Origin of the sequence: Neorhizobium sp. DAR64872/K0K18, from assembly GCF_050500175.1 — a bacterium.
Taxonomy (GTDB): domain Bacteria; phylum Pseudomonadota; class Alphaproteobacteria; order Rhizobiales; family Rhizobiaceae; genus Neorhizobium; species Neorhizobium soli.
This window is the reverse complement of sequence record NZ_CP191445.1, coordinates 534,934-560,005: the sequence shown is the minus strand read 5'-3', so window position 1 is coordinate 560,005 and position 25,072 is coordinate 534,934. Positions and strand designations below refer to the sequence as shown.

Here is a 25,072-nt window from a genome sequence, read left to right as displayed (position 1 = left end):
TCCATACGGGACTAAACCTCACGAAGCTCGAAAGCGACCGAAGAGTGCGGCAGACGCGTGGACCGACACTGGAGACCCTGCTGCGGGAGGGCGGAAAAGCCGCCGCCGGGACGCATGGCGTCGAGGACCTGGTATCCGTGAAACTGTGGAAGAACCCCTGCTGGTTGTCGTTCCGGTTCAACTTTCTGGCGCTGCAGTTCAACGAGCCGATCTACCGACTGATCGAAAAGGAACACGGCCTGGCGCGGCCGGAATTCGTCGTCATCTATTCGCTCGGCCTGTCCGACGGACTGACGGCCAGTGCCATCTGCAATTCCTCGGGCTTTCCGAAGAACACGATCAGCCGGGCGATCCAGAAGCTGATCGACAAGAACATCGTCCGTCGCGAAATCGACCAGGCGGACCTGAGAAGTTTTGTCCTCTACATCACCGAGGACGGCAGACGCATCGTCGATCAGGCCATGCAGCCGATGGTGGAGCGCGAGAGAGCCATGATCTCGTCGCTGACGCCTGCCGAACAGCTGATGTTGTCGGAACTGCTCGCCAAGGTCGTCGTCGATTCACCCAACTGGCCACCAATGACAACAATAGAGGAGAACGAAGAATGACGGCTTCCAGGACATTCCGCACCATCGTGCTCGCCGCAGCATTGCTCGGCGGCGTTTCGAGCGCAGCACTTGCCGCCGACCTCACCATCGGCGTGCGCGCCGGTCCGCTGTCGATCGATCCCGATTTCACCGCCGCCGGCACTCACGCCGAGGCGATGAAGCACATCTACGACTCGCTGATCAAGTCGGGCAACAATCTCGAACTCGAGCCGGGCCTTGCCACCAGCTGGACCGCGATCGACGACACGACCTGGGAATTCAAGCTGCGCCCGAACGTCAAATTCCATGACGGTTCGGACTTCACCGCCGAGGACGTCAAATTCTCGATCGAGCGTATTCCGAAAGTCGCTGGCCCGAACCCGACAACCATCTACGTCCGCCGCGTCAAGGGCGTAGAAATCGTCGATCCGCTGACGATCCGCGTCAAGACGGACGGACCGGCGCCAACCCTGCCCAACGATTTCATCCGTCTGTTCGTGGTGTCGCATATCGCTGCCAAGGATTATTCCGACAGCGCCGAAAAGGCGTCGGAAGGTTTCAATTCCGGCAAGGCCGCGATCGGGACCGGTCCTTACAAGTTCGTGTCCTGGACGCCGAAGGAGCAGCTGGTTCTTCAGAGCTTCGATGGTTACTGGGGCGGCAAAGAGCCGTGGGACAAGGTCATCCGTAAGGAGCTTCCCAACGACGCCGCCCGCGTTGCACAGCTGAAGGCCGGCCAGGTCGATCTGATCGCCCGTATTCCGGCATCCGACGTGCCGACGCTGGAAAGGGGTTCAAAGCTGACGATCGTTCGCCAGGACAGCGTCTACCTGTTCAACATGGCTTTCGACTTCCGCGAAAAGTCGCCGCAGGTGACCGCCAAGAACGGTTCGCCGCTTCCGAAAAACCCCTTCATCGATCCGCGTGTTCGTGAGGCCTTCGATCTTGCAATCGATCGCGAAACCATCACCGAGATCGCCATGGAAGGCATGGGCACCGTCCAGTCGCAGCTCGTGACACCGAACATCTTCGGCTACAATCCGGATGTGAAGCCCGCACCTTCCGATGTCGAGAAGGCAAAGCAGCTGCTGGCCGACGCCGGTTATCCCGATGGTTTCAAGGTGACGTTCTCCTTCACCAACGACCGCCTGCCGGGAGACAAGGACACCGGCACGACGATCGCCCAGATGCTGACCGCGATCGGCATCCAGGTGGAAGCCAACGCACAGCCCGGCGCCGTCTATTTCCCGGCCAACACGCGCGGCGATTATTCGCTGACCATGTCCGGCTGGGGCACGCTGACCGGTGAGGCGAACTACACGCTCTCATCGCTGGTCCATACCAACGATCCGACGAAGAAGCTCGGCGCCTTCAACATTCGTGGCTACTCCAACCCCGAAATGGACAAACTGATCGAGGCGGCCGGTGTCGAGATGGATGCGGGCAAGCGCGAACAGTACCTGAAGGACGCCAACGCGCTGGTCGCTTCCGATCGTCCCAATCTTTCGATCGCTTCGATCGTTTCCGCCTGGGGCATGAAAAAGACCATCACCATCGTGCCGCGTTCGGACGAAGACACACTGGCCATGAACATCAGGCCTGCGAAATAGCCTCCACGCCAACCGGAGGTAAACTTGGCCGGGCAGTTCTGCTGCCCGGCTTTTTTATTCATGGGAAGGAGAAGATCATGGGCAAGATTGCACTGGCGATCCATGGCGGCTGCGGCGTGATGGCAAAGCTCGGCCTCAGTGAGGCGGAATGGGAAGCGGCGCGCGTCGATCTCGGTCATGCGTTGAAAGCCGGATGGGCGGTGCTGAGCACCGGCGGCTCGGCGCTTGACGCCGTGCAGGCGTCGGTCGTGGTGCTGGAAGACAGCCCCCATTTCAATGCCGGCTATGGCGCAGCCCTCAATGCCGCCGGCGAGCACGAACTCGACGCCTCAATCATGGATGGCGCGACCCTCGAAGCAGGCGCAGTGACGCTGGTGCGGCGCATCCGCAATCCCGTCAAGGCGGCGCGGCGGGTGATGGAAAAGGGCGAAGCCGTGCTGATGGGCGGCCACGCGGCCGACGAATTTGCGAAGGTCGAGGGGCTGGACGTCGTCGAACCCAATTATTTCACCACCGAGAAACGCGTGAAAGCGCTGGCTGCGATGAAGGCGCATGCGGCGGCCGGCACGGCTGCATCGGCGAGCGAATCCGAAAAGCACGGCACGGTGGGGGCCGTCGCGCTCGACAGTGCCGGACATCTGGCGGCCGCAACCTCGACCGGTGGCTACAACAACAAACCGGTCGGTCGTATCGGCGATACCCCGATAGTCGGCGCCGGCATCTATGCCCGCGACGGTCTCTGCGCTGTGTCGGGCACCGGCAAGGGCGAGTTCTTCATCCGCTATGCCGTCGGCCATGAAGTCGCAAGCCGCATCGGCTATCTCGACGAGACGGTGGAGCAGGCGGCGTCGAAGGTGATCATGGAAGACCTGAAGCCGCACGCTATCGGCGCCGGTCTTGTGGCCGTCGGAGCCGACGGAACGATCGCCACACCTTACAACACCGACGGCATGTTTCGCGGCTGGGTCACGCCGGACGGCGAATTCTTCGTCGCGACACACGAGAAGGTATTTGCATTCTGATGAATTGCTTAACATCCCTTCATCTCGAAGGAAACTTTCGGCCGCCTTGATGTAGCGGCCGACAAGAGCGGTTTCATTGGACAAACTGTATGCCTTTGAAAGGCTGGTCGTCACAGCAGAGCAATCATTTGGAGCTCATCGGAGTTTTTCTTCGTGACGTAGTGTATGCGAGTTTTGAAAACCAGCGTCCGCAATCAGTTGTGATCACGACGGCGACTAGCAATTAGCTGATCGATACACAGTGTTCGAGCGACTTCCCCGGTATCGCGGCCAGCAGAAGCTGCGTGTAGGAATTCTGCGGATTGCCAAGCAACTCTCGGGTCGGTCGCATTTCCACGATCTCTCCGCGCTGCATGACTGCAATGCGGTCACAGACCTGGGCTGCAACATGCAGGTCGTGGGTGATGAACAACATCGCCAGATCCAGTTTTCCCTTCAGTTCCTCGAGAAGCTCCAGAACCTGTTTCTGGATCGTGACATCCAGCGCCGAGACGGATTCGTCGGCGATCAGCACGTCCGGCTTTAGGGCAAGCGCTCTTGCCAACCCGATACGCTGCCGCTGGCCGCCTGAAAATTCGTGCGGAAGGCGATCGATGGCACGGGCATCGAGCCCAACGAGTTTCAGGAGGTCAACTGCCTGCTGCAGCGCTTCGCCTTTCGGCACGCCATGGGCAATCGGACCATCAGCGATGCTGAGGCCCACCTTGCGACGCGGATTGAGCGAGGCAAAGGGATCCTGGAACACCATCTGGATGCGTTTGCGCGCATGGCGCAGGCCACTTGCCGGAAGCGCACCGAAATCGTCACCTCCGAGCATGATCTTGCCACTGTCCGGTTCGACAAGTCTTGTGACGAGCCTCGCCACCGTCGATTTTCCCGAACCGGATTCACCGATGATGCCGAGTGTCTCGCCGCGCCGGATTTCGAAGCTGACATCCTTCACCGCGTGCACAATGCGCTTCGGTTTGAACAGGCTGCCGCCTGTCACGTAGGTCTTGCGCAGGTTGGCAACCGAGATCGCGATGGTCTTGTCATCCACCTCGGCACGAACCGGCGGAACGCCGTTCGGAACGGCCGCAAGAAGGGCTTTCGTGTATTCGTGGGTTGGTCGGCGCAGCACGTCTTCTGCTGTGCCCTGCTCTACGACGATGCCCTTTTGGAGAACCAGCACTTCGTCTGCAATATCGGCCACGACCCCGAAATCGTGGGTGATGAAGATCACAGACATGCCGCGCCGTTGCTGGATGTCGCGGATCAGCTGGAGGATCTGCGCCTGCGTGGTGACGTCGAGAGCGGTCGTCGGCTCGTCGGCAATCAATACGACAGGCTCGAGCGCCAGGGCCATGGCGATCATTGCACGCTGACGCTGACCGCCGGAAAGCTGGTGCGGAAAGCTCTGGATGATGCGCTCGGGATCAGGCAGGCCGACTTCTGTCGCGAGCTTGACCGCCTGCGCACGGCGCTCCTCAGGTGTCAGAAGCCCATGGGCCTCGAACACTTCTGCGATTTGGTCGACGATCCGCATCGACGGATTGAGCGCCGTCATCGGTTCCTGGAAGATCATGCCGATCTGGCTGCCGCGCAGGGCACGCAGGCTCTCTTTGTCGACCTTCAGAAGATCGCGGCCACCGAACAGGATCTCTCCGCCGGCAACGCGGATTGCTTTAGGCAAAAGGCCCATCACGGTCTGGGCACAAAGCGATTTCCCCGAGCCGGATTCCCCGACAATGCAGAGAATTTTCCGTTCATCGAGATGGAAGGTCAGATCGTCGAGCGCATATTCGCGATCTCCGCCTTCCGGAAGCGCGAGCCGGAGATTTTTGACCGTCAGGATTGGAGATGACATGCTGATTACCTCAATAGCCGAGTGCCATGCCGTCCTTGCGGTGGTCGGATGCCCCCAGAAGAACGCCGCGCTTGTAGTCGATCATGATTGCCTGGCACCCTCCGATGGGTTCGTCCGCCCATTCGGTGACGTGACCACGCCGTTCTAGATCCGCTTTCACGTCCGGCGAAATCGTCGGCTCGAGGCTCAGCTTGCCGTTGTGACAAAAGCTGCGCGGCTGATCGCTCGCCTGCTGCGGATCGAGATCGCGGTCGAGGATCTGGCTGAGAAGGTGGGCGTGTCCCGTCGCCTGATACTGGCCGCCCATCACCCCGAAGGCCATGCGGGTGCGTCCGTTTTCGGCAAGTTGCGCCGGAATGATCGTATGGAAGGGTAGCTTGCCGGGGCCGATCGCGTTCGGATGGCCTTGCCTGACGACGAAGCCAGCGCCGCGGTTCTGCAAAAGCACACCTGATTTCGGTGCATAGATACCGCTGCCGAAGGCAAAGAACACAGAGTTGATCAGCGACATGGCATTGCCGTCGCGATCGACCACGGAGACGTAGACTGTGTCCTTGTGCTCGGGACCGTCCCATATGCCGGGTGCTCTTGCCTTTTCCAGACTGATCTTCGCCCGCATCGCCTCGATCGACCGGTCGGACAAAAGTGCTGCGATATCGAAGGTAATATGCTGCGGATCGGCGATCAGCGCGTCGCGCCTCGCATAAGCAGCCTTGGTGGCTTCCGCGAGAAGATGAATGCGGTCCGCTTCCGAGAGGGTGGGATCGCGAAGATCGAAGCCGTCGAGAATGCGGGCGATCAGAAGCGCTGCCAGCCCCTGGCCATTCGGCGGGCATTCGAGAAGACCCATGCCCCGATAAGAAGCGCTGATCGGAGCAGTCTCGAAAGCACGGTAGGTTGAAAAGTCGCCCTCCTCGTGCAGTCCGCCGAGCGACTTCAGCAGCGTGGTGATCTCTTCGGCGACCGACCCGGCATAGAAAGCGTCGCGACCTTCACTGGCAATGCGACGCAATGTGGCCGCAAGCGCCAGGTTGGTCATCCGCTCGCCGGTCTTTGGTGCCCGACCACCCGGGAGGAAATAGGCGGCGGCATCCGGATATTTCTGCACCCGGTTGGCGTAGCGTACCCAGTCGAGTTCGACGCGCGGCGTGATGCAATAGCCGTTTTCCGCAGCCTCGATAGCCGGGGCGAGCACCCTGCCCATGTCCCGCCCACCATAGGTCGCAACGAGATGGCACCAGGCATCAACGGCGCCCGGCACGGTCACCGCGTGGGGGCTGTCATCGGCAATGGTCGTGATGCCTTTTTTGAAAAAGTAATCGAGTGTGGCTGCCATCGGCGCACGACCTGAGCCGTTGAGCGCAATCGGCTTGCCACCAGCCGGTGTATAGAGCGCGAAGCAATCGCCACCAATCCCCGTCATATGGGGGTCGATCACCGATTGTAGGGCGATAGCGGCCACCGCCGCATCGACGGCATTGCCGCCGGCGCGCAGAATGTCCACCGCAGCAAGGGTTGCCTGCGGATGCGAGGTTGCCGCCATACCGCGATCGGAAATTGCCACCGACCGGCCGGGCCTAAAGAAATCACGTTGCTGCATGGACATTCCCCGTCATCTTCAATTGCTCGATGTCCAGCTGGGCGGCGGCTGCTTCGTCGCAGAATACAGTGACTGCAGCATGCCGTTGCAGGGACGAAGCCGGACAATCGAGGCTGACCTGGCCCTGCAGCGCTGCCGCCAGGGCTTCGGCTTTCGCCGCCCCCGTCGCAAGCAGCACGATCTCACGTGCCTCGAGAATGGTGCCGATGCCCATCGTCAACGCGGTTTCCGGCGGATCTTCGCCGTCTGGAAAATCCGGACGGTTGGCATCGATGGTCGATTGCGCAAGCCGAACCATTCGCGTCCGGCTGTCATGTGCCGAGCCCGGCTCGTTGAAACCGATATGACCGTTGCGGCCGATGCCGAGCAACTGCAAATCGATCCCGCCATTGTCTGAGATCATCTGTTCGTAGACTTTCGCGGCCGCGTCGAGATCAGACGCGGTGCCATCGGGAATGTGCGTTCGGGTCACGTCGACATCGACATGATCGAAGAACAGCTCGCGCATGTAATAGGCAAAGCTCGCAGAATGATCCCGGCCAAGACCGGTATATTCGTCGAGATTGAAGCAGCGCGTCTCGCGCCATGAAACCGTCTCGGTTTGACCGATCAACGTCCTGTACACCGTTCGTGGCGTTGAACCCGTCGCAAGCCCAAGCGTCAGGGCAGGCATCGCAGCAATCCGCTCCAGTATGAGAGAAGCCACAGCCTCGGACGCAAGCTCGGGGGTCTGATAGATCCGGATTGTGGGGCGGTGAAGGTCCCGTGGCATCGAGTTCATAAAGCACCTTCCAGGGACTTCGGAGTAACCGGCTCGACCCCGCGCAAAGGGAGGCCGAACAGAGCTTGGTAAAACCCCTCCTGCGCAATTGCGACGGCGCCAAGAATGCCAGCCCGGTTTCCGAGCGAGCTGATGACGCAGGCGGGCGGCACGGGCATGCAGCGCGTGAGATGGTACTCCACCCGATCGATCAATTCCGCACGGGAGCCAACGCTGCCTCCAAAAATCACCCGCTGCGGATCCAGCACGGCGGCAATCGCCGCAATGGCAACGGCAACGGTGCGGCCCACTTCGTCTATGACTGTCTGGGAAGCCCCGTCTTGTCGCGAAAAGATTTCGCGAACCGTCAAACCTTCGACGCCACTGTTTCCGGCATACCGCGACCGGATCGCGGCGCTGCCGACAGATGTTTCAAGCACGCCGGAACCGAACGCAGAGGAATTGAAGGGGTCGCCGCCGATCGGCAGGGTCGAGATCTCGCCAGCTGCGCCACGGGCACCACGAATGAGCCGCTTCTCGCTGATGATACCCATCCCGATCCCGGTTCCGAGCGCCACGAAGACGAAATTATCGATATCCTGGCCTTCACCGAGAACCTGCTCGCCCTTGGCCGCGACATTGACATCGTTTTCGAGAACCATCGGAAAGCCAAGGCGCCCGGTCAGCGCCGCCTCGAAATCGAAATCGGTCATGCCGGCGATATTCGGCATCATGGTGATACGACGGGTCTTTGGGTCCACCGCACCAGGAATGCCGACCGCGCCCATCCGCACGAGCTGCGGCTCGATCCCGATCTTGGCCGTCATAGTGTCCAGCAGCACTGCCAGCTGTTCGACGAGATGCATTCCGCCACGGGTGTCTGTCGCCTCCAGGATTTCTTCCACGACTTTACCGGAAAGGTCCGCAATCGACGCATGGACCTTGGTCCCGCCGATGTCGACGCCGAAGAGGAAAGCCTTGCCGGGATCGAGCTCGTAGTTGACTGCGCTGCGCCCGACGCCGCCTTGTGTGCGTCCCGTCTCACGAACCCAACCGTCGACCTCGAGGTCGCGCACGATCTCCGACATCGCCTGCTTCGACAGTCCGGTGACGCGGGCAAGCTCGGCGCGTGAAATCGGTGAACTATCTATGATCGTACGGAGCACGGTACGCGAGGTGATTTGTCGCGTTAGGGGCGCCAATCCAGAAATATCGGTCATGATCTCATTCAATTCGTCATCTTTGCGGACTAAGTTAACTGGCGGGGTATGTCTGTCAATCGAAATAAGGCTAAAATCGATTGAAATTCATGCAATTTGTGAAGGAAGGAAATTATTTAGTCATCCTTCTTTACAATAGGGATGTTCCTGTGCATCACTGATCGACGTACAAAAACTGGGCGAAACGCGCTCTTCTGCGCGGGTTTGAGGAAAAATAATGGGAACGAGCATCAAACTGGCGATGATGGCGACTGCCATCGCGATGACTTTCACAACCGCGCAGGCGGCAACGCTACGCGTCGGCATGCAGGACGATCCGGATGCGCTGGATCCTGCGACCTCTGGCACCTACGCCGGACGTATCGTATTTTCGGCAATGTGCGACAAGCTCGTCGATATCGACGCCAAGCTCGAGATCGTACCGCAGCTGGCAACCGCCTGGATCTGGAACGCCGAGGGTACGGAGGTGACGTTCACCCTTCGTGACGGCGTCAAATTCCAGGACGGAACACCCTTCGACGCAGCCGCGGTGAAGTTCAATATCGAACGCATGAAGTCCCTGAAGGATTCCAAGCGCAAGGGTGAGCTCTCGCCCGTCGAAACCGTCACCGTTATTGATGCGACCCATGTTTCATTCAAGCTGAAATCGGCCTTCGCCCCGCTTCTCGCCGTCCTGTCCGACCGCGCGGGCATGATGGTGTCTCCGGCGGCTGCCGCGGAAGGCAAGGAATTTTCCGCCAACCCGGTTTGCGCGGGCCCCTTCAAGTTCAAGGAGCGCCGCGCGCGCGACGTGATCTCACTCGAAAAATTCGACGGCTACTGGAATGCCGCGGCGATCGGTTACGATGACGTCCAGTACCTCTATATTCCGGATTCGACCGTGCGCCTTTCGCGGCTACAGGCCGGTGATCTCGAAATCGCCGAGCGCATCGCGCCGACCGACCTCGGCGCCGTCCGCGGGAACAAGGCGCTGGCGCTCCACACGTCGCCCGGCCTTGCCGTCTCACATCTGATGATCAATGTCGGCAACGGCGAAAAGGGCGGCGCGCTCGGCAAGGAGCCACGGCTTCGCCAGGCACTCGAGCTCTCGATCGACCGCAACGTCATCAACAAGGTTGCCTTCGCCGGCGAGTTCTCTGCCGACAACCAGATGATCCCGCCATCCAGCGTCTTCTATGACAAGGCGCATCCGGCTCCCGCCCGCGACATCGACAAGGCCAAGGCTTTGATTGAAGAAGTCGGCGGCGACGCACCCGTCGTCGAGATCACCTACGAAAACTCGCTCGCCGATGGTCGCGTGGCGCAGATCATCCAGTCAATGGCGGGCGAAGCTGGCTTCCAGATCGAACTGGTTCCGCTCGAAACGGCATCCGCCGTCGAACGCTACCTCGCTGGTAACTTTCAGGCCTATATCGGCAACTGGAGCGGCCGCGCCGATCCGGACCCGACACTGATCTCCTTCTTCGGCAAGGAAGGCAGCCAGAACGTCAACAAGTATAGCAACCCGGAAATGGATAAGGCCCTCGGAGAGGCGCGCGCGACGTCTGACGTCGAAAAACGTAAGGCTCTCTACGGGACGGCGACCGGCATCTACCTCGCCGACCTGCCGACGATTCCGCTTTACCACCCGAACTGGTTCTATGCGGCACGCACCGATGTCAGCGGCATCACGGTTTATCCAGACGGCCTCCTGCGTCTGACCGACGTAAAGCCTGCGAAGTAAGCCCAAGCCCGTCAGGGCATTGTGTAAATCATCCCGCCAGCCGGACCGTGGTGCTGGCGGGACCACACGAGAAAGCTCATGCTCTCCTACGTCCTGCGTCGCCTGGCAATCGCCATACCCACACTTCTGCTCGTCTCGATCCTGGTCTTCAGCCTGCTGAAGTTCCTTCCCGGTGATCCGGCGATCGCGCTGGCCGGTGAGGAACGCGATCCTGCCGTCATCGAGTATCTGCGGCAAAAGTACAGCCTCGATCAGCCGCTATACGTCCAATACGGCAAGTGGCTCGCCGGGATCGTCCAAGGCGATTTCGGCCTATCGATCCGTACTCGGCTTCCGATTGGCGAAATGATTGCGCAGAAGCTGCCGGTCACGATCCAGCTGTCGGTCATGGCAATGATCCTTGCGACGCTTATCGGCATTCCGGCCGGTATCATCGCAGCGCTGAAGCGCGGAACGGCGGCGGATTACGGCGTCAGCATCATCGGCCTTGCCGGGCTTTCCGTGCCAAGCTTCTGGCTCGGCATCATGCTGATCCTGCTTTTTGCCGTCACGCTCGGATGGTTTCCCTCTGGCGGCTACGTCGCCTTCATCGATAGTCCTCTCGACAATCTGCGCCACACGCTTCTTCCCAGCCTAGTGCTCGGAACTGCTGCTGCGGCCATTGTCATGCGCCATACGAGAAGCGCAATGCTGCAGGTGCTCAAGCAGGACTACGTCCGCACCGCCCGCGCAAAGGGCTTGAAGGAGCGCATCGTCGTCGTGCGGCACGTCCTGCGCAACAGCCTTGTCCCCGTCGTCACGATGAGCACGCTGCACTTGGGCGAACTCCTGTCGGGTGCCGTATTGACCGAACAGGTGTTCGGGATACCGGGCTTTGGCAAGATGATCGTCGATGGTGTTTTCAGCCGCGATTACGCTGTGGTCCAGGCTGTGGTTCTCTGCTCGGCAGCACTCTTCCTGCTGATGAACCTTCTCGCCGATATCGCCTATGTCATTCTAAGCCCGAGGTTGCGCGGATGAACACGTTGAACGCCACGCTTCAGTTACCGAGCACGTCAGGTGCAAGAAAGTCGGTGCTTTCACGGTGCCTGCGCCAGCCCGGCGTGATGATCGGCGGAACGATCATCCTGTTCTTCGTGCTGGTCGCGATTGCAGCGCCTCTGATCGCGCCCTACCAGCCCAATGCGTCCGACTGGATGGCAATCCGGCAGGGGTCGACAGTTGCTCACTGGTTCGGCACGGACGACCTTGGCCGCGATATCTTGACGCGTATCATCTATGGCACGCGGGCTTCACTGCTTGTCGGCATTGTGTCCGTCGCCATCGCCATCGCCATCGGCGTCCCCCTCGGCATGATCGCCGGCTATTTCGGCGGCCTCGTCGACATGGTGATTTCGCGCATTACGGACGCGCTTCTCGCATGCCCCTTTCTGGTGCTGGCGATCGCGTTTGCCGCCTTTCTCGGTGCAAGCCTTGAAAACGCGATGATCGCGATCGGGATATCGGCCATGCCGATTTTTGTGCGCCTGACGCGCGGACAGGTCATGACGGTCAAGGCCGAAGACTATGTCGACGCCGCCCGCCTCCTGGGAGTGCCGCACAGGAAGATCATGCTGACCTACATCCTGCCGAACGCTATGGCACCGATCATCGTCCAGGCGACGATTACCATGGCAACTGCGGTTCTTGCCGAAGCCAGCCTCGCCTTTCTTGGCCTCGGCCAACGTCCACCGTCTCCATCATGGGGAACCATGCTCGATGTCGCCCGGCAGTTCCTGACGGAGTCACCCTGGATGGCGATCTGGCCGGGTGTCGCGATCATCCTCCTCGTCATGGGCTTCAATCTGTTGGGCGACGGACTGAACGACGCGCTCGATCCGAGACGCGACGACTGATTTTGTCACCGAAGGCTTGAACAAAACGCCATACCTTACAAAGGCTGGAGAGCGTAATTTTCTGACAGTAGATCAGACGCACTTCGGGAATTCATACTAGGTCCAGACCCCCTTGAAGCTGTTGGCAACAGCTTCAAGGCGTCCTTCCAGATCTTTCCAGCGAATGGCCTTAATAGGTTTCTGTTCAAAACGCCCGGACGCACTTCTTTGTGTGCAGATCTTTTTTAACGCGACGGAAAAGGGGCGAGATCGGCTTTTTGGTCTTCTCTCTTCTGCGCAGCGTTTGGTACTGGGTCTCTGACGGGACGGTGTTAGCCTCCGACTCAGACTGTCGAGTAGGACACGGCCCGCTTCCTATTTCGTCTGCCTGCCGTCTCCAACGTCCTCGCTGCGTTGGCACTATGCCTCGAGAAACGATCCCAAACGCACGTGAAAAAACGCGTGCTCGCTCATCGTCGTTCCGTGAAAGCTCCCGGCTTGCCAAACGGCGGTACCGCGGCTGTTCCTGCCTACCGGGAGCGTGGATCAAGCGCGTCGCGCAGACCGTCGCCGAGCAGGTTGAACGACAGTACGGTCATGAAGATTGCCATGCCCGGCCATAGCGCCATCCAGGGAGCGTTGCTCATAAACCGTTGGGCGGAATTCAGCATGGAGCCCCAGGATGGTGCCGGCGGCTGCAAGCCGAGGCCGAGGAAGGACATGCTGGCTTCGGCGATAATCGCGGATGCGATCGTCAGGGTCGCCTGTACCATCAACTGGGGAAGAATATTCGGCAGGATATGGCGAACCGCGATCCGCCAACGTGGATTGCCCACGGCACTTGCCGCTTCGATATACTCTTCGGCCCGGATCGAAAGAACCTGACCCCGGGTCAGTCGGATAAAGAGCGGCATGGCGGTGATGCCGATTGCGAGCATCGCGTTCGTCAGGCTTGGACCGAGAAAAGCGGCCAGCGCGATTGCAAGGATCAGGAACGGACAGGCGAGCATGGCATCCGTAAACCGGCTGATAAAGCCATCGACCACGCCGCCGAGAAAACCTGCCGCAAGCCCGAGGGGCACGCCGATTGCCATCGCGATCCCGACCGATGTAAGGCCTGCCAGCAACGAAGCGCGGGTGCCCCAGATGATGCGGGAAAGTATGTCGCGGCCAGCCTCGTCCGTGCCGAACAGATGCGCCATTGACGGTGCCTTGCGAACCGCCGTCCAGCTCTGGGATGCCGGATCGTAGGGTGCAAGCAGGGGGGCAAGAATGGCGACGGCCACCACGAACAGCACCACGAAAAGGCCGACGAGCGCACTCTTGCGCTTCGACAGGCGTCGCCACAGGCGACCATGGAAAAAGTTCGTGACGGGGCTGATCTTGGGGGAGACAGCAGGTTTGGTCGTTGCGATCGTTGGCACGGTCAGCCTCTCAGTCTCGGGTTAACAAGGATATACCCGATGTCGGCCAGCAGGTTGAGGGTGATGTAGAACAGTGAGGTGACAAGCACCACGCCTTGGACCACAGGATAATCGCGCGTGAAGACCGCATCGACGATCAGCTTCCCGAAGCCGGGGATCGTAAAGATCTGTTCCGTCAGCACGGCGCCGGATAGCAGGGCGCCGAACTCCAGCGCACCGAGCGTGATGATAGGTGTCAGCGCGTTACGCATTGCGTGCTTAAATACAACGACCCACTCGCTTAGACCTTTGGCCCGGGCGGTGCGGACATAGTCGCTTTCCAGCGCCTGCAGCATGGCGCCGCGGGTATGGCGCATGATGACGCCGGCAATCCCGGTGCCCAGAACGAAGGCGGGCATGATCGTCGTCATCAGGTTCATCTTCAGGTCTTCCCACGGGCTGACGAAGCCGGAGGCAGGAAGCCAGCCAAGGTACACCGAGAAGAACATGATCAGCATGATGCCAAGCCAGAAATTCGGCAGCGAGATGCCGGCCAGCGAGACGACATTGGTGGCGTAATCGACCGGAGTGTTCTGGCGCAGCGCCGAAATTACACCTCCGGTAATGCCAAACACCAAAGCAAGGACAATTCCCATCACGGCGAGCTGCAGTGTCACGGGCAGCTTCAAAAGGATAAGTTCGAGAACCGGGCGATTGTGGCGCATGGATTGCCCAAGGTCGCCGGTCAGGACGCCCTTCACCCAGTAGAGATATTGCACGAGCAAGGGCTGATCGAGATGATACTGGGCGCGGATTGCGGCTAGCGTCGCTTCGTCCGGACTTTCACCCGCAAGCACAAGCGCCGGGTCACCAGGAAGCAGATGCTGGAGCGAGAAGATGATCAGCGACAGCAAGACGATGGTCGGAATGAGCTGCAGCAGACGACGTGCAAGAAGCGAGGTCAAGGGTTTAGCCTCCGGTCACGGTTGAGGAGGGCGTGGTCGTCATCCGGGCTGCAGCCATCGCTTCGAAGGCTGCAAAAAGCTTTTCCAGCTTCGGATCGCGAGGTTCGCGGGTGATCTCGGCCGTATCGAGTTCGGGTAGCTCTCGCCAGAAGGCGCACGCATTCGCATGGCCGCTTGCCTCAACATCGAGCTCCATGCTGACCGCCCTGCATTCGGGTCGCGCGTGGGGACACCGCGTATGCAGCCTGCAACCTTGCGGAGGCGACATCGGGCTTGGCAGATCGCCATGCAGGCGCGCTTCCTTCGAACGCTGCTGGCTGGGCGGGGCGGCGACCGGAATGGCAGACAGCAACGCCCGGGTATAGGGATGGCGCGGGGTCGCGAAAATTTCGTCCGACGTCCCGATCTCGACGATCTTGCCGAGATACATGACCGCAACGCGGTCGGCGATGTGTTTCACGACGCTCAGATCGTGCGAAATAAAGATGAACGCCAGACCCAATCGGTTCTGCAGGCTCTTCAGAAGGTTCAGGACCTGCGCCTGGATCGACACGTCGAGGGCAGACACGGCCTCGTCGCAGATGATTGCCTTCGGTTCGGAGGCAAGCGCACGCGCAATCACCACGCGCTGACGCTGGCCGCCGGAGAATTCATGCGGATATCGGCTGGCCTGCTCTGGACGAAGGCCGACCATTTCGAGCAGTTCCGCAACGCGTCGAGCGCGCTCGTTTGGCGGCACGATATCGTGCAGCATCAGCGGTTCGCCGATTGTCTGGGCAATCGTCATGCGCGGATTGAGCGAAGCGTAAGGGTCCTGGAAGATCAACTGCACATGCCGGCGCTGGCGGCGCATCGCCGCATGGCTGATGTTGGTGATATCCTGACCATCGATCAGGACCTGACCGTCGGTCGGCTGGATGAGGCGCATCAACAACCGGCCGAGCGTCGACTTCCCGCAACCGGATTCGCCGACGATTGCCAGCGTCTCGCCGGGCATCAGGGACAACGACACGTCGTCGACAGCGCCGACGGACGCCAAGGGCCGGCCGAAGACGCTGCGCTTGACGACGAAATTCTTGCCAAGGTGACGCGCCTCGATGATCGGCGTCTTGGCTTTCAAGAGGGCTTCACTCATGGGACGAGGTCCTGCAATGGCGCACGCCAGCAGCGGCTGAGGTGACCTGGGGATATTTCCATCAGGGTGGGCATCTCGGCGCATTTGTCGATGCTGAACGGACATCGCGCCCGAAACCGGCAGCCGGACGGTGGGTTGGCCATGTCCGGGACCGTGCCGGTGATGGCGACAAGCTGTTCTCGTTTCTCGTCCAAGCGCGGCAACGAACCGAGAAGACCAACGGTGTAAGGATGCTGGGGAAAGGTGAAGAGGTCTTCGACCGAGCATTGCTCGACAACCTGACCGGCATACATGACGATCACGTCGTCGCAGGATTCCGCGACAACGCCAAGATCATGGGTGATGAGAACGATGGCAGTTCCGGTCTTCTGCCGCAGTTCCCCCATCAGTTCGAGGACCTGGGCCTGGATTGTCACGTCCAGCGCCGTCGTGGGTTCGTCGGCGATCAACAGTTCCGGCTCGCAGGCAAGCGCCATGGCAATCATCACGCGCTGGCGCATGCCACCGGAGAGATTGTGCGGATACTGGCGGTAACGCGTTTCCGGTGACGGAATACGAACCAGCTTCAGCATGGCGATGCCGCGCTCTGTCGCCTCTTTCTTCGAAATCTGTCGGTGACGCAGGATGACTTCGTTGATTTGCTCGCCGACCGTATAGGAGGGATTGAGAGAGGTCATAGGCTCCTGGAAGATCATTCCCATCCGGTTGCCGCGCAGGCTGCGCATACCGCTCGTCGTTTCCTCGAGCAACTCGCGACCGGCGAAATTGATGCTGCCGGACACGCGTGCTGTGTGTTCGGGGAGGAGGCGCATGACGGCCAGGGAGGTCACGCTCTTGCCGCTGCCGGACTCGCCGACGATCGCGAGCGTGCGCCCTTTTCGAACGTCAAAACTAACGCCGTCGACGGCAGTGACGGTACGCGTGTCGTCTTCAAAGACGACACGCAGATCATCGACCCGCAGCACCAAGGCCGCGTGGTCGTCAGCCCGATCCGATCGGGCTGACTTGTCTTGGATGAGATCAGGTGAGGTGCTCATTACAGCCTTAAGCCATCAATTCTTCCGGCTCACACCACTCAGGCGGATGATGCCATCCGGAGCGGGCGCAAGGCCGGTGATGTTGGAATTGTGCGCGAAGATCCACTGCGAATGATACATGTAGACGATCGGAAGGTCCTTCTGGAGGATCGCGATTGCCTTGCTGTATTCTGCCTTGCGGGTCTCGACGTCTCCCGATGCGCGGGCTTTCGCCAGGATCGCGTCGAGTTCCTCGTTGCAGTAATGCGCGTCATTGGTCGGAGCACCGCAGGACAGCATCGGCGTGATGTTGAGGTCTGGATCGACGCGTCCGCTCCAGCCGACGACATGCGATTGGAACTTGCCCTGGCGAGCAACGTCGAGCAGGGTCATCAGCTCTGTCGGCTTGATCGAGACGTTAATTCCGACTTCGGCAACCATCGCCTGGATAAGCTGGGCAACCTGCTGACGTTCGGCGTCAGTGGGCACCAGAAGTTCAAGATCGACGGATTCGACGCCGGCTTCCTGCATCTTCTTTTTGGCAGCGTCCAGATCCCGCTGCGGAATTGGGAAGTTCTTATCGTAGTACTGATTGGAAGGCGGGAACGGCTGGTTGCCGATGCTCGCCTGACCGTCGAATACGACATCGCTGATGGCCTGACGGTCAATTGCAAGGCTGAACGCCTCGCGGATTGCTGCCTTTTTGCCGGCATCGAGGTTAGCCCCCTCGCCACCGATGCTGAATGTCACGCCGTAATATCCAAGTCCGACGACCGGCTCCACGGCCAACGATGAATCCGCCTTCACGGCTTCGACTTCGGTCGCAGCGAGCCGTTCGATCAGATCGAGCTGGCCGGAACGAAGGTTGAGCAGCCGCACGTTCGAGTCGGGCATGCCGCGATAAACGAGCCGATCGAAGTGGTATTTGTCGGCGTTGTAGTATTTTGGGAATTTCGCAAGGACAATGCGGTCCTGGATCACGCGTTCGGCGAAGGTGTAGGGGCCTGAACAGACGGGAGCATCGGTGAACTTCTCACCGAGCTTTTCAGCTGCAGTCGGGCTAACGATCATGCCGGCCCGGTCGCTGAGAGCTGCCAGCAGTGGTACCGACGGCTGTTTCAGGTTGATCTGGACCGTTGTCGGATCGACTACGTCGACGGTGCTGATGGAGCTGATTTCGGGTTTGCGGCGCGAGAACTTGGCATTGAGAGCCCGCTCGAGATTGTACTTGATTGCTGCCGCGTCGACCTTGGTTCCGTCGTGAAAGACGGCATCGTCGCGCAGCTTCAGCGTCAGTGTCTTGCTGTCGTCACCCCACTTCCAGCTGGTAGCCAGCATTGGGATGATCTCACCCTTATCATTGATATCGACGATCTTGTCACACAGTGACTGAAGGACGTGGCGACCAACGAAGCTCCAGTTGGTTGCGGGGTCGAGCGTATCGGGATCGTCCTGCAAGCCGATATTGAGCGTCGATTGAGCAGCAGCCGGTGCGGCCGTTGCCTGAATGCCTGCAAGCGCCAGTGTGGCGACCAGTGCGAGATAGTGTGGTTTCATCGCTATTCCCTCTCTTATTCGAAAAGTCTCATTCATCGTGCAACGGCGTAGCCCTGTACGCCCCGCGGATTGGCGCCGGCCTTTACGAGTTGCACGTCACCGTCCATTTCGCGGGCAACTGCCGACAGACGCCCTTCCGACCATGCGTCGCCCACTGTGATCTTGTGTCCGCGTGCTGCCAGATCCTCGCAGACCGTTTTGGAGAAGCGCGATTCAAGCGTCACCGCACCGAGGCTGATTTCTCGCGGCCAGAAGGAGCTCGGCAGGTGATCGGTATGGAATGACGGAGCATCGATCGCCTCCTGCAGGTTCATTCCCTTGTGCAAGTGGCGCAACAGCATGATCAATTGCCACTGGTCCTGCTGATCGCCGCCCGGTGTTCCCAACGCCATGTAGGGCTTGCCATCGCGGAAGACGGTGGTGGGCGTCAAGGTCGTGCGGGGTCTTGTCGATGGCATCAGCGACGAGTTGAGACCCTCTTCCAGCCAGAACATCTGGCCGCGGGTCGTGAGGCTGAAGCCGAGACCTGGAATGACGGGGCTCGACTGGAACCACCCGCCGGACGGCGTGGCGGAAACCATGTTGCCCCATCGGTCGATCGTGCTGACTTGCACGGTATCGCCGCGCTGAGCACCCTCGCGGGTCAGCGCCGGTTCACCCTGCCGGTCGTTGGGCAACGGCAGCTCGCGCGCGACCGTCGGCTCGCCGCCGCCGAGCCCCGGCTGCATAATTGTACCCACAGCGCGCAGGGGCGGCAGGTTGGGGTTGCGACCGTCAGGCGAGCCTGGACGCACCTCAAGAGATGCAGAGCGACCAATCAGAGCGCGACGGATGTCGGCGTAATCTGCAGACAGGAGTGTCGCCATCGGCACGTCGACGCTATCGCCATACCAGGCCTCGCGATCGGCCATGGCAAGCTTCGCGGTTTCAACAACGAGATGCACGAACTCTGAGCCCATCGGGTCAAGGTCCGCGATGTCGGTTCCCTTGAGGATCTGCAACATCTGCAAGAGGACCGGCCCTTGAGACCAAGGTCCGCATTTGAACACTTCACAATCGCCGTAAGTTACCGACACCGGCTTCTCGATCGATGGCGTATAGTCTGCCATGTCCTGCGCTGTAATCAGGCCCTTGTGTCGTCGGCCTGAGACATCCCATACGTCCTGCGTTTCGCAGAACTGCTCGATCTGCTCGGCAATCGGTCCGCGATACCAGAAATCTAGTGCGGCATTGATTCTCGCTTCGCGGCTGCCAGCGGATTTCGTCTGATCGAGGATCAGTTGGTACATGTCTGCAATGTGCGGGTTGCGAAAGAGCTTGCCCGACTGGGGCAGGGCACCGCCTGGCAGATAGACGGCGGCCGATGTTGGCCAGTGCGTCTGAAACAGCTCCTGCATCGATGCGATCGTGTTTGCGATGCGCGGCACCAGCGGGTGACCAGTCCTGGCATAGTAGATCGCCGGGGCAAGAACCTCCTCGAGTTCAGCCTGTCCGTAGTCCCGCAAAAGCGTGAGCCATGCGCCAAAAGCGCCCGGGATACAGGCTGCGAGAAGCCCGGTCCCGGGAATGATGTCCAGACCAAGTTCCTTGAAATACTGAACGGTCGCCTTCGCAGGAGATGGCCCCTGACCAGAGATGACAACGGGAGCATCGGCGCCCGCTGGGGTGACGATAATGGGAACTTCTCCGCCGGGGCCGTTCAGGTGCGGCTCCACCACCTGCAGTACGAAACCAGCTGCCACGGCCGCGTCGAACGCCGTGTGCCCTTTTTCGAGAATAGACATACCAACGGTCGAAGCCAGCCAGTGCGTCGACGAAACTGCCCCAAAGGTGCCGCGCAGTTCCGGTCGGGTGGTAAATGTCATTTGCTTCACTCACTTCTCGTGGGAAGGCGGCAGCGGAGACAGGACCATTGTCTATCTCCACGCAAATTGCCTCCAACGTCCCTTTGGGATACAATCCCGTCCTCTGTGGACACATTGTATATTATTCGGGCGCATGGCAAGTCAGTTGTGTAATTTACTTTCGTCGCGATAGGATGGTGTGTGACCTTGTGGGGAAGGAAACCTATGCTGGATGGACGGACGCCACTGAAAAAAGCTCGTAGCGATGTTATCGCCGACCAGCTGGAAGAAGCTGTGATTACAGGAGAAATTGCTGCTGGATCGCGGCTCGACGAGAACTCTCTCGCGGTCCAGTTCCAGGTGTCTCGCACGCCCGTCCGTGAGGCTCTTCGCATCCTGTGCGGCCGGGGACTGGCCGAGCGGGAAGCATTCAAGGGCGTCATTGTCACCCAGATTTCTACGGAGCGCATCGACGAAATGTTCGAGGCCATGGCGGAACTGGAAGCGACATGCGGCAGGCTGTCGTCCCAGCGCATGACGATGCGCGAACGGGCTGAGCTGGAAGCCATGCATCGTGAGATGAACGGCCTCGCACAGGATGGAGACCACGTTGGCTACAACGCCGTCAACACGGAGTTTCACAGCCTTCTGTTTCAGGGTTGCCACAACAGGGATCTGATCAGTGCAGCGCAAACGCTGCGGTTGAAGCTTGCACCCTTCCGGAAATATCAACTGAAGGACGTGGGGCGTCTGAAACGATCGTGTGACGAGCATCAGCAAATCGTTGACGCGGTTCTCGAGCAGGATGCGAAAGCCGCCGAAAACGCGCTGAGGCGGCATCTGGTCTCGGCCGCGCAAGAGGTTTTGGTCAGGCGTCAGCAGCAGAAGGTAAAGACCATCCAGGACAATGATCCGCTGGATAATAAGGAGGCTCATGATGACGCAGGATGATGAAAAACAGGCCATCCGCGACGTCATTGGCGTCATGCAGCAAGCGTGGAATACCGGCAACTTTCATGGCTACATGGCTGGCTTTGCCAACCCGGATGTCGTCTTTGTTTCCCGCGGCCGCGTCCAGAAGGACTGGCAGGCGACGCTCGACCATTACATCAGCGATTATGGCGGGTCCGAGGGCTCGCAAGGTCAGCTGACCTTTTCCAATATCCGCATCGAAATTCTGTGCGACGACGCAGCCCAGCTCATCAGCAACTACCAGCTGATCCGCCCAGCGGGAAATCAGACGGGAGTGAACACGCGGCTGATGCGCAAGCGCGAAGGAAGGTGGCTGATCGCCCTCAACCACGTTTCGCAGGTCGAGATGTGAAGTCTTGCCTTTGGTTCGTCACCATGGTGATTGGCCTAGAACGTTGACGTCAATTATTTAATCACCTGCAAATCTGTGAACAAGGCAGGGAGCTCGATGCATTCGCTAAGTCTTACCAAAAGTCCGGAGGCCGGCCTTAAAGCCGACCTCCGGTTTTGTTACTTGCCCGAGGCCTGGGCGGAGTACATGTAGCTGTCATAGCTGTATTCGGCGACGCGGAACCACTCGAAGGACTCGTCCCTGAACTTCTTCCAGCCCGGATAGATCTTTGCCCATGCCGGGTGCTTGGCGCTATATTCCGCGTAGAGTTCGAACGTCGTCTTGTAGGCGGCATCCATGACATCGCGTGGCAGCGGTCGCAGTTTGACGCCCTTGCCGACGAGCGAACGGATCGCCGCGGTGTTCTTCACATCGTAGAGTGCCTGCATGTTGATGTTCGCCGCCTTGCAGGCGGCATCGAGTGCGGCCTTGTAGGCGGGAGGCAGACCCTCATACTGTGCCTTGTTGATGAAGAAGTGGATTGTGAGGCCACCTTCCCAATAGGCCGGATAGTAGTAGTTCGGCGCAATCTGGTAGAAGCCGAGGCGTTCGTCGTCATAGGGACCGATCCATTCGGCCGCGTCGATCGTTCCGCGCTCGAGAGCCGGATAGATATCGCCCCCCGGTAGCTGCTGCGGCACCACGCCGAGCCGAGACATCACTTCGCCGGCGACACCGGCGATGCGCATCTTGACGCCCTTGAGGTCGGCGACGCCCTTGATCTCCTTGCGGAACCATCCACCCATCTGGGCACCGGTGGCCCCGCCGGGGATGCCAACCACGCCATAGGCAGAGAGAAACTCGTTATAAGCCTCATTGCCGCCGCCGTGGTAAAGCCAGGCGTTCTGCTGACGACCATTGAGACCGAAGGGGATGGTCGAGCCGATCGCAAATGTCGGATCCTTGCCGGTGAAATAGTATCCGCAGGTATGAGCGATCTCGACGGTGTTCGCTTTCACCGCATCGATCGCCTGCGGTCCGGGTACGAGTTCGCCGGCCTGAAACACCTGAATTTGGAATTTCCCGTCGGTGATCTTCGACAGTGTCTCCGCCATGACGGTTGCGCCGCCGTAAATCGTGTCGAGGTTGTTCGGGAAGCCCGAAGTCAGGCGCCATTTGATGCTCGGCAGTTCTTGGGCAACCGCCGGTGCGGCGAGTGCGGTCGCGGCGACTGTTGCCGCCCCTCCGACTGCGCCTTTCGTCAGGAAATTGCGTCTGTTGATGGTTTCCGTCATTGCGTTTCCTCCTCCTCAGGTTCGGCAGTATCGAACGCACGCTGTGCGATCAAAGCGTGTGTCTAGTTTTTCGGTGCGCCGAAGCTTGGCGTCGGGGAACCGAAATCTCGTGCAGGGATATCAACGGCCGGGGCGGCGGGATCGCCGGAAGACTGCTCCGGTGCGCCGAAAGGCTGGGTCGGTGTTCCAAACGGGTTAGCGCCATCGGCACCCGGCATCGGTACGTTGAGCTCAATCGTCGATGGATCGACGACGGCAGATCCTGATTTGTAGTGGGTCACGAGACCCGGAAAGACGATGACGACGACGACCATGACGAGCTGGATCGCCAGGTAGGGCAGGGAGCCCATGTAGATCTGGCCGGATGTGACCGGCTGGATTGTCGCACCGGTGATGCGATCCTTGTAGGCCCGTGTCGGAGCGACGGAGCGCAGGTAAAACAGCGAGAACCCGAACGGCGGATGCATGAACGACGTCTGCATGTTGATCGCCAGCATCACGCCGAACCAGATCAGGTCGATGCCGAGCGCATCGGCAACCGGTGCCAGCAGCGGGATGATGATGAAGGCCAGCTCGAAATAATCGAGAAAGAAGGCCAGGAAGAATACGAGCAGATTGGCAACGATCAGGAAGCCGATCTCGCCGCCCGGGATCGACGTCATCAGGTGCTCTACCCAGACGTGACCGTCGACACCGTAGAAGGTCAGCGAAAACACGCGCGCGCCGAGCAAGATGAAGATCACGAAGGAGGACAGTTTCGCCGTCGCGTAAAGGGCCGACTTGACCATCGCCAGCGTAAGCTTACGATTGAAGGCTGCAAGAAGCAGAGCACCGACTGCGCCCATCGCGCCGCCTTCGGTCGGCGTCGCAAGGCCGATAAAGATTGTGCCGAGAACGAGGAAGATCAGCACGAGCGGCGGCACGAGCGAGGTGATGACCTTGGCCACAAGCTTCCAGCCACGAAGCGATCGCGCCTCGATGGGAAGAGCCGGCACGCTTGCCGGACGCAGAAAGGACATCAGGATGATGTAGCCGGTATAGGCAGCAACCAGCATGAGACCGGGCACGAGTGCGCCCTTGTACATGTCGCCGACCGACCGGCCGAGCTGGTCGGCCAGAATGATCAGCACGAGGCTCGGCGGAATAATCTGGGCAAGCGTTCCCGACGCTGCGATCGTGCCGGCCGCGACCCGTCGGTCGTAACCATATCGCAGCATGATCGGCAGGGAGATCAGGCCCATCGAGATGACGGAGGCCGCAACGACGCCTGTGGTGGCTGCAAGGATGGCGCCCACGAAGATGACCGCGAAGGCGAGCCCGCCGCGGATCGGGCCGAACAGCTGGCCGATCGTATCGAGCAGATCCTCGGCCATTCCGCTTCGCTCGAGAATCAGCCCCATGAAGGTGAAGAACGGAATGGCGAGCAGTGTCTCGTTCGACATCTGCCCGAAGATGCGGTCAGGGATCGCTCCGAACAGGTTGATGGGCAAAAGGCCCATTTCGATGCCGATGAAACCGAAGACAAAGCCGACAAAGGCGAGTGCGAAGGCAACCGGATAACCAAGCAGCAACACGACGATCAGTGATAGAAACATGATCGGCGCGAGATTTTCCGCAAAGAATGCAAACATATGAGCGTATCCTGCTACGAATTAGAGCGCTTGCGCTTCGGCGTCGGCGAGAGCGACGGCGTCGGGCATCGCACCGCTGAGGATCGCTAGCCGTTTAATCAGTTCCGACAGTCCCTGGAGTGCCAGCAGGCCGAAACCAATCGGGATCATGGCCCAGACTGGCCACAGCACCAGCCCACCGGTATTGTTGGAGACCTCTCCGCTCACATATTTGGCGATGACGATCGGCCAGGACAGGTAGATGGTGACGAGGCAGAACGGCATCAGGAAGAAGATTGTCCCGAACACCTCGATCCAAAGCTGCGCCCGTCTGGGGAGCTGGCCATAGACCAGATCGACCTTGACGTGCTCGCTGCTCAGCAATGTCCAGGCCGCCGCCAACAGGAAGGCTGCGGAGAAAAGGTACCATTGCGCCTCGAGCCAGGCATTTGAGCTGAGATTGAAGACTTTTCGGGTCACTGCGTTGATGGCGCTGATCAGCACTGCCGCCAACAAAAGCCATGAAACGGCTTTACCGAAAAGCGTGTTCATCGCGTCGATAGCGCGCGACACGGCGAGTAGACCAGACATTTCAAACCCTCCCAGGCAAGCTGCCCGAAGGCAGCTGTCCCATGCACTACTATCGCCGCAAATCACACGCGACAAGAGCATTATGACAAGAGGCCAATCTCGCGGTCTGGG

The 25,072-nt window shown here is 59.9% G+C and carries 21 protein-coding genes; 8 read left to right on the top strand and 13 right to left on the bottom strand.

What is annotated here, in order from left to right; all coding sequences use genetic code 11:
• Positions 1 to 44: 44 nt before the first annotated feature.
• The 3 genes from ACQY1P_RS02515 to ACQY1P_RS02505 all read left to right on the top strand — a co-directional run bounded on the left by ACQY1P_RS02515 (position 45) and on the right by ACQY1P_RS02505 (position 3,219).
• A complete protein-coding gene (locus ACQY1P_RS02515; protein ID WP_430253826.1) occupies positions 45 to 608 on the top strand; it encodes a MarR family winged helix-turn-helix transcriptional regulator in 564 nt (187 codons plus the stop codon).
• Positions 605 to 2,197 (top strand): ABC transporter substrate-binding protein, encoded by a 1,593-nt coding sequence (locus ACQY1P_RS02510; RefSeq protein ID WP_430253824.1) that lies wholly within the window; start codon positions 605 to 607, stop codon positions 2,195 to 2,197. Before ACQY1P_RS02515 ends, ACQY1P_RS02510 begins: the two co-directional genes overlap by 4 nt.
• A 77-nt stretch (positions 2,198 to 2,274) precedes the next feature.
• Positions 2,275 to 3,219 (top strand): isoaspartyl peptidase/L-asparaginase family protein, encoded by a 945-nt coding sequence (locus ACQY1P_RS02505; RefSeq protein WP_430253822.1) that lies wholly within the window; start codon positions 2,275 to 2,277, stop codon positions 3,217 to 3,219.
• Positions 3,220 to 3,442: 223 nt separating this feature from the next.
• Here ACQY1P_RS02505 and ACQY1P_RS02500 read toward each other — a convergent pair whose 3' ends face one another.
• Genes ACQY1P_RS02500 through ACQY1P_RS02485 form a run of 4 tightly spaced genes read right to left on the bottom strand, consistent with a single transcriptional unit; the run spans position 3,443 to position 8,645 of the window.
• A complete protein-coding gene (locus ACQY1P_RS02500; RefSeq protein WP_430253820.1) occupies positions 3,443 to 5,065 on the bottom strand; it encodes a dipeptide ABC transporter ATP-binding protein in 1,623 nt (540 codons plus the stop codon).
• A gap of 10 nt (positions 5,066 to 5,075) precedes the next feature.
• Positions 5,076 to 6,665: a gamma-glutamyltransferase gene (gene ggt / locus ACQY1P_RS02495; protein ID WP_430253818.1), complete on the bottom strand. Its 1,590-nt coding sequence runs from the start codon at positions 6,663 to 6,665 to the stop codon at positions 5,076 to 5,078.
• Positions 6,652 to 7,446 (bottom strand): glucosamine-6-phosphate deaminase, encoded by a 795-nt coding sequence (nagB, locus tag ACQY1P_RS02490; protein WP_082476360.1) that lies wholly within the window; start codon positions 7,444 to 7,446, stop codon positions 6,652 to 6,654. The genes ggt and nagB overlap by 14 nt, the downstream gene beginning before the upstream one ends.
• Entirely contained in the window at positions 7,443 to 8,645 is a 1,203-nt protein-coding gene (locus tag ACQY1P_RS02485) for an ROK family transcriptional regulator (protein ID WP_062460431.1), read from the bottom strand. Before ACQY1P_RS02485 ends, nagB begins: the two co-directional genes overlap by 4 nt.
• Before the next feature lie 217 nt (positions 8,646 to 8,862).
• On the opposite strand from ACQY1P_RS02485, the gene ACQY1P_RS02480 reads away from it, so the two are divergent.
• The 3 genes from ACQY1P_RS02480 (at position 8,863) to ACQY1P_RS02470 (ending at position 12,263) form a co-directional block, all read left to right on the top strand.
• The gene (locus ACQY1P_RS02480; protein WP_430253815.1) at positions 8,863 to 10,368 is read left to right on the top strand and encodes an ABC transporter substrate-binding protein; all 1,506 of its coding nucleotides are present in this window, start codon (positions 8,863 to 8,865) and stop codon (positions 10,366 to 10,368) included.
• Positions 10,369 to 10,446: 78 nt separating this feature from the next.
• Positions 10,447 to 11,388, top strand: coding sequence for an ABC transporter permease (locus tag ACQY1P_RS02475; RefSeq protein ID WP_113111578.1), 942 nt, complete (start codon positions 10,447 to 10,449; stop codon positions 11,386 to 11,388).
• On the top strand, positions 11,385 to 12,263 hold the full coding sequence (locus tag ACQY1P_RS02470) for an ABC transporter permease (RefSeq protein WP_062459246.1): 879 nt from the start codon (positions 11,385 to 11,387) through the stop codon (positions 12,261 to 12,263). The genes ACQY1P_RS02475 and ACQY1P_RS02470 overlap by 4 nt, the downstream gene beginning before the upstream one ends.
• A gap of 509 nt (positions 12,264 to 12,772) precedes the next feature.
• On the opposite strand, the gene ACQY1P_RS02465 is transcribed toward ACQY1P_RS02470, so the two are convergent.
• The 6 genes from ACQY1P_RS02465 to ACQY1P_RS02440 are packed head-to-tail and all read right to left on the bottom strand — an operon-like array spanning position 12,773 to position 20,183.
• A complete protein-coding gene (locus ACQY1P_RS02465) occupies positions 12,773 to 13,624 on the bottom strand; it encodes an ABC transporter permease (protein ID WP_325265080.1) in 852 nt (283 codons plus the stop codon).
• A gap of 44 nt (positions 13,625 to 13,668) precedes the next feature.
• Positions 13,669 to 14,610, bottom strand: coding sequence for an ABC transporter permease (locus ACQY1P_RS02460; RefSeq protein WP_062459249.1), 942 nt, complete (start codon positions 14,608 to 14,610; stop codon positions 13,669 to 13,671).
• A 4-nt stretch (positions 14,611 to 14,614) separates the two neighbouring features.
• On the bottom strand, positions 14,615 to 15,745 hold the full coding sequence (locus tag ACQY1P_RS02455; protein WP_092663321.1) for an ABC transporter ATP-binding protein: 1,131 nt from the start codon (positions 15,743 to 15,745) through the stop codon (positions 14,615 to 14,617).
• Entirely contained in the window at positions 15,742 to 16,782 is a 1,041-nt protein-coding gene (locus tag ACQY1P_RS02450; RefSeq protein WP_113166351.1) for an ABC transporter ATP-binding protein, read from the bottom strand. Before ACQY1P_RS02450 ends, ACQY1P_RS02455 begins: the two co-directional genes overlap by 4 nt.
• Before the next feature lie 15 nt (positions 16,783 to 16,797).
• Positions 16,798 to 18,318: an ABC transporter substrate-binding protein gene (locus tag ACQY1P_RS02445; protein WP_430253812.1), complete on the bottom strand. Its 1,521-nt coding sequence runs from the start codon at positions 18,316 to 18,318 to the stop codon at positions 16,798 to 16,800.
• A 32-nt stretch (positions 18,319 to 18,350) separates the two neighbouring features.
• Positions 18,351 to 20,183, bottom strand: coding sequence for a gamma-glutamyltransferase family protein (locus ACQY1P_RS02440; protein WP_430253895.1), 1,833 nt, complete (start codon positions 20,181 to 20,183; stop codon positions 18,351 to 18,353).
• Between the two features lie 180 nt (positions 20,184 to 20,363).
• On the opposite strand from ACQY1P_RS02440, the gene ACQY1P_RS02435 reads away from it, so the two are divergent.
• The gene (locus tag ACQY1P_RS02435) at positions 20,364 to 21,113 is read left to right on the top strand and encodes a GntR family transcriptional regulator (RefSeq protein ID WP_244473975.1); all 750 of its coding nucleotides are present in this window, start codon (positions 20,364 to 20,366) and stop codon (positions 21,111 to 21,113) included.
• Positions 21,100 to 21,486 (top strand): SgcJ/EcaC family oxidoreductase, encoded by a 387-nt coding sequence (locus ACQY1P_RS02430; protein ID WP_244476191.1) that lies wholly within the window; start codon positions 21,100 to 21,102, stop codon positions 21,484 to 21,486. The genes ACQY1P_RS02435 and ACQY1P_RS02430 overlap by 14 nt, the downstream gene beginning before the upstream one ends.
• Before the next feature lie 158 nt (positions 21,487 to 21,644).
• On the opposite strand, the gene ACQY1P_RS02425 is transcribed toward ACQY1P_RS02430, so the two are convergent.
• The 3 genes from ACQY1P_RS02425 to ACQY1P_RS02415 all read right to left on the bottom strand — a co-directional run bounded on the left by ACQY1P_RS02425 (position 21,645) and on the right by ACQY1P_RS02415 (position 24,961).
• Positions 21,645 to 22,760: a TRAP transporter substrate-binding protein gene (locus tag ACQY1P_RS02425; protein WP_062578270.1), complete on the bottom strand. Its 1,116-nt coding sequence runs from the start codon at positions 22,758 to 22,760 to the stop codon at positions 21,645 to 21,647.
• A gap of 62 nt (positions 22,761 to 22,822) precedes the next feature.
• On the bottom strand, positions 22,823 to 24,391 hold the full coding sequence (locus ACQY1P_RS02420) for a TRAP transporter large permease subunit (RefSeq protein ID WP_325264704.1): 1,569 nt from the start codon (positions 24,389 to 24,391) through the stop codon (positions 22,823 to 22,825).
• A 21-nt stretch (positions 24,392 to 24,412) separates the two neighbouring features.
• Entirely contained in the window at positions 24,413 to 24,961 is a 549-nt protein-coding gene (locus ACQY1P_RS02415; protein ID WP_062459277.1) for a TRAP transporter small permease subunit, read from the bottom strand.
• Positions 24,962 to 25,072 lie beyond the last annotated feature (111 nt).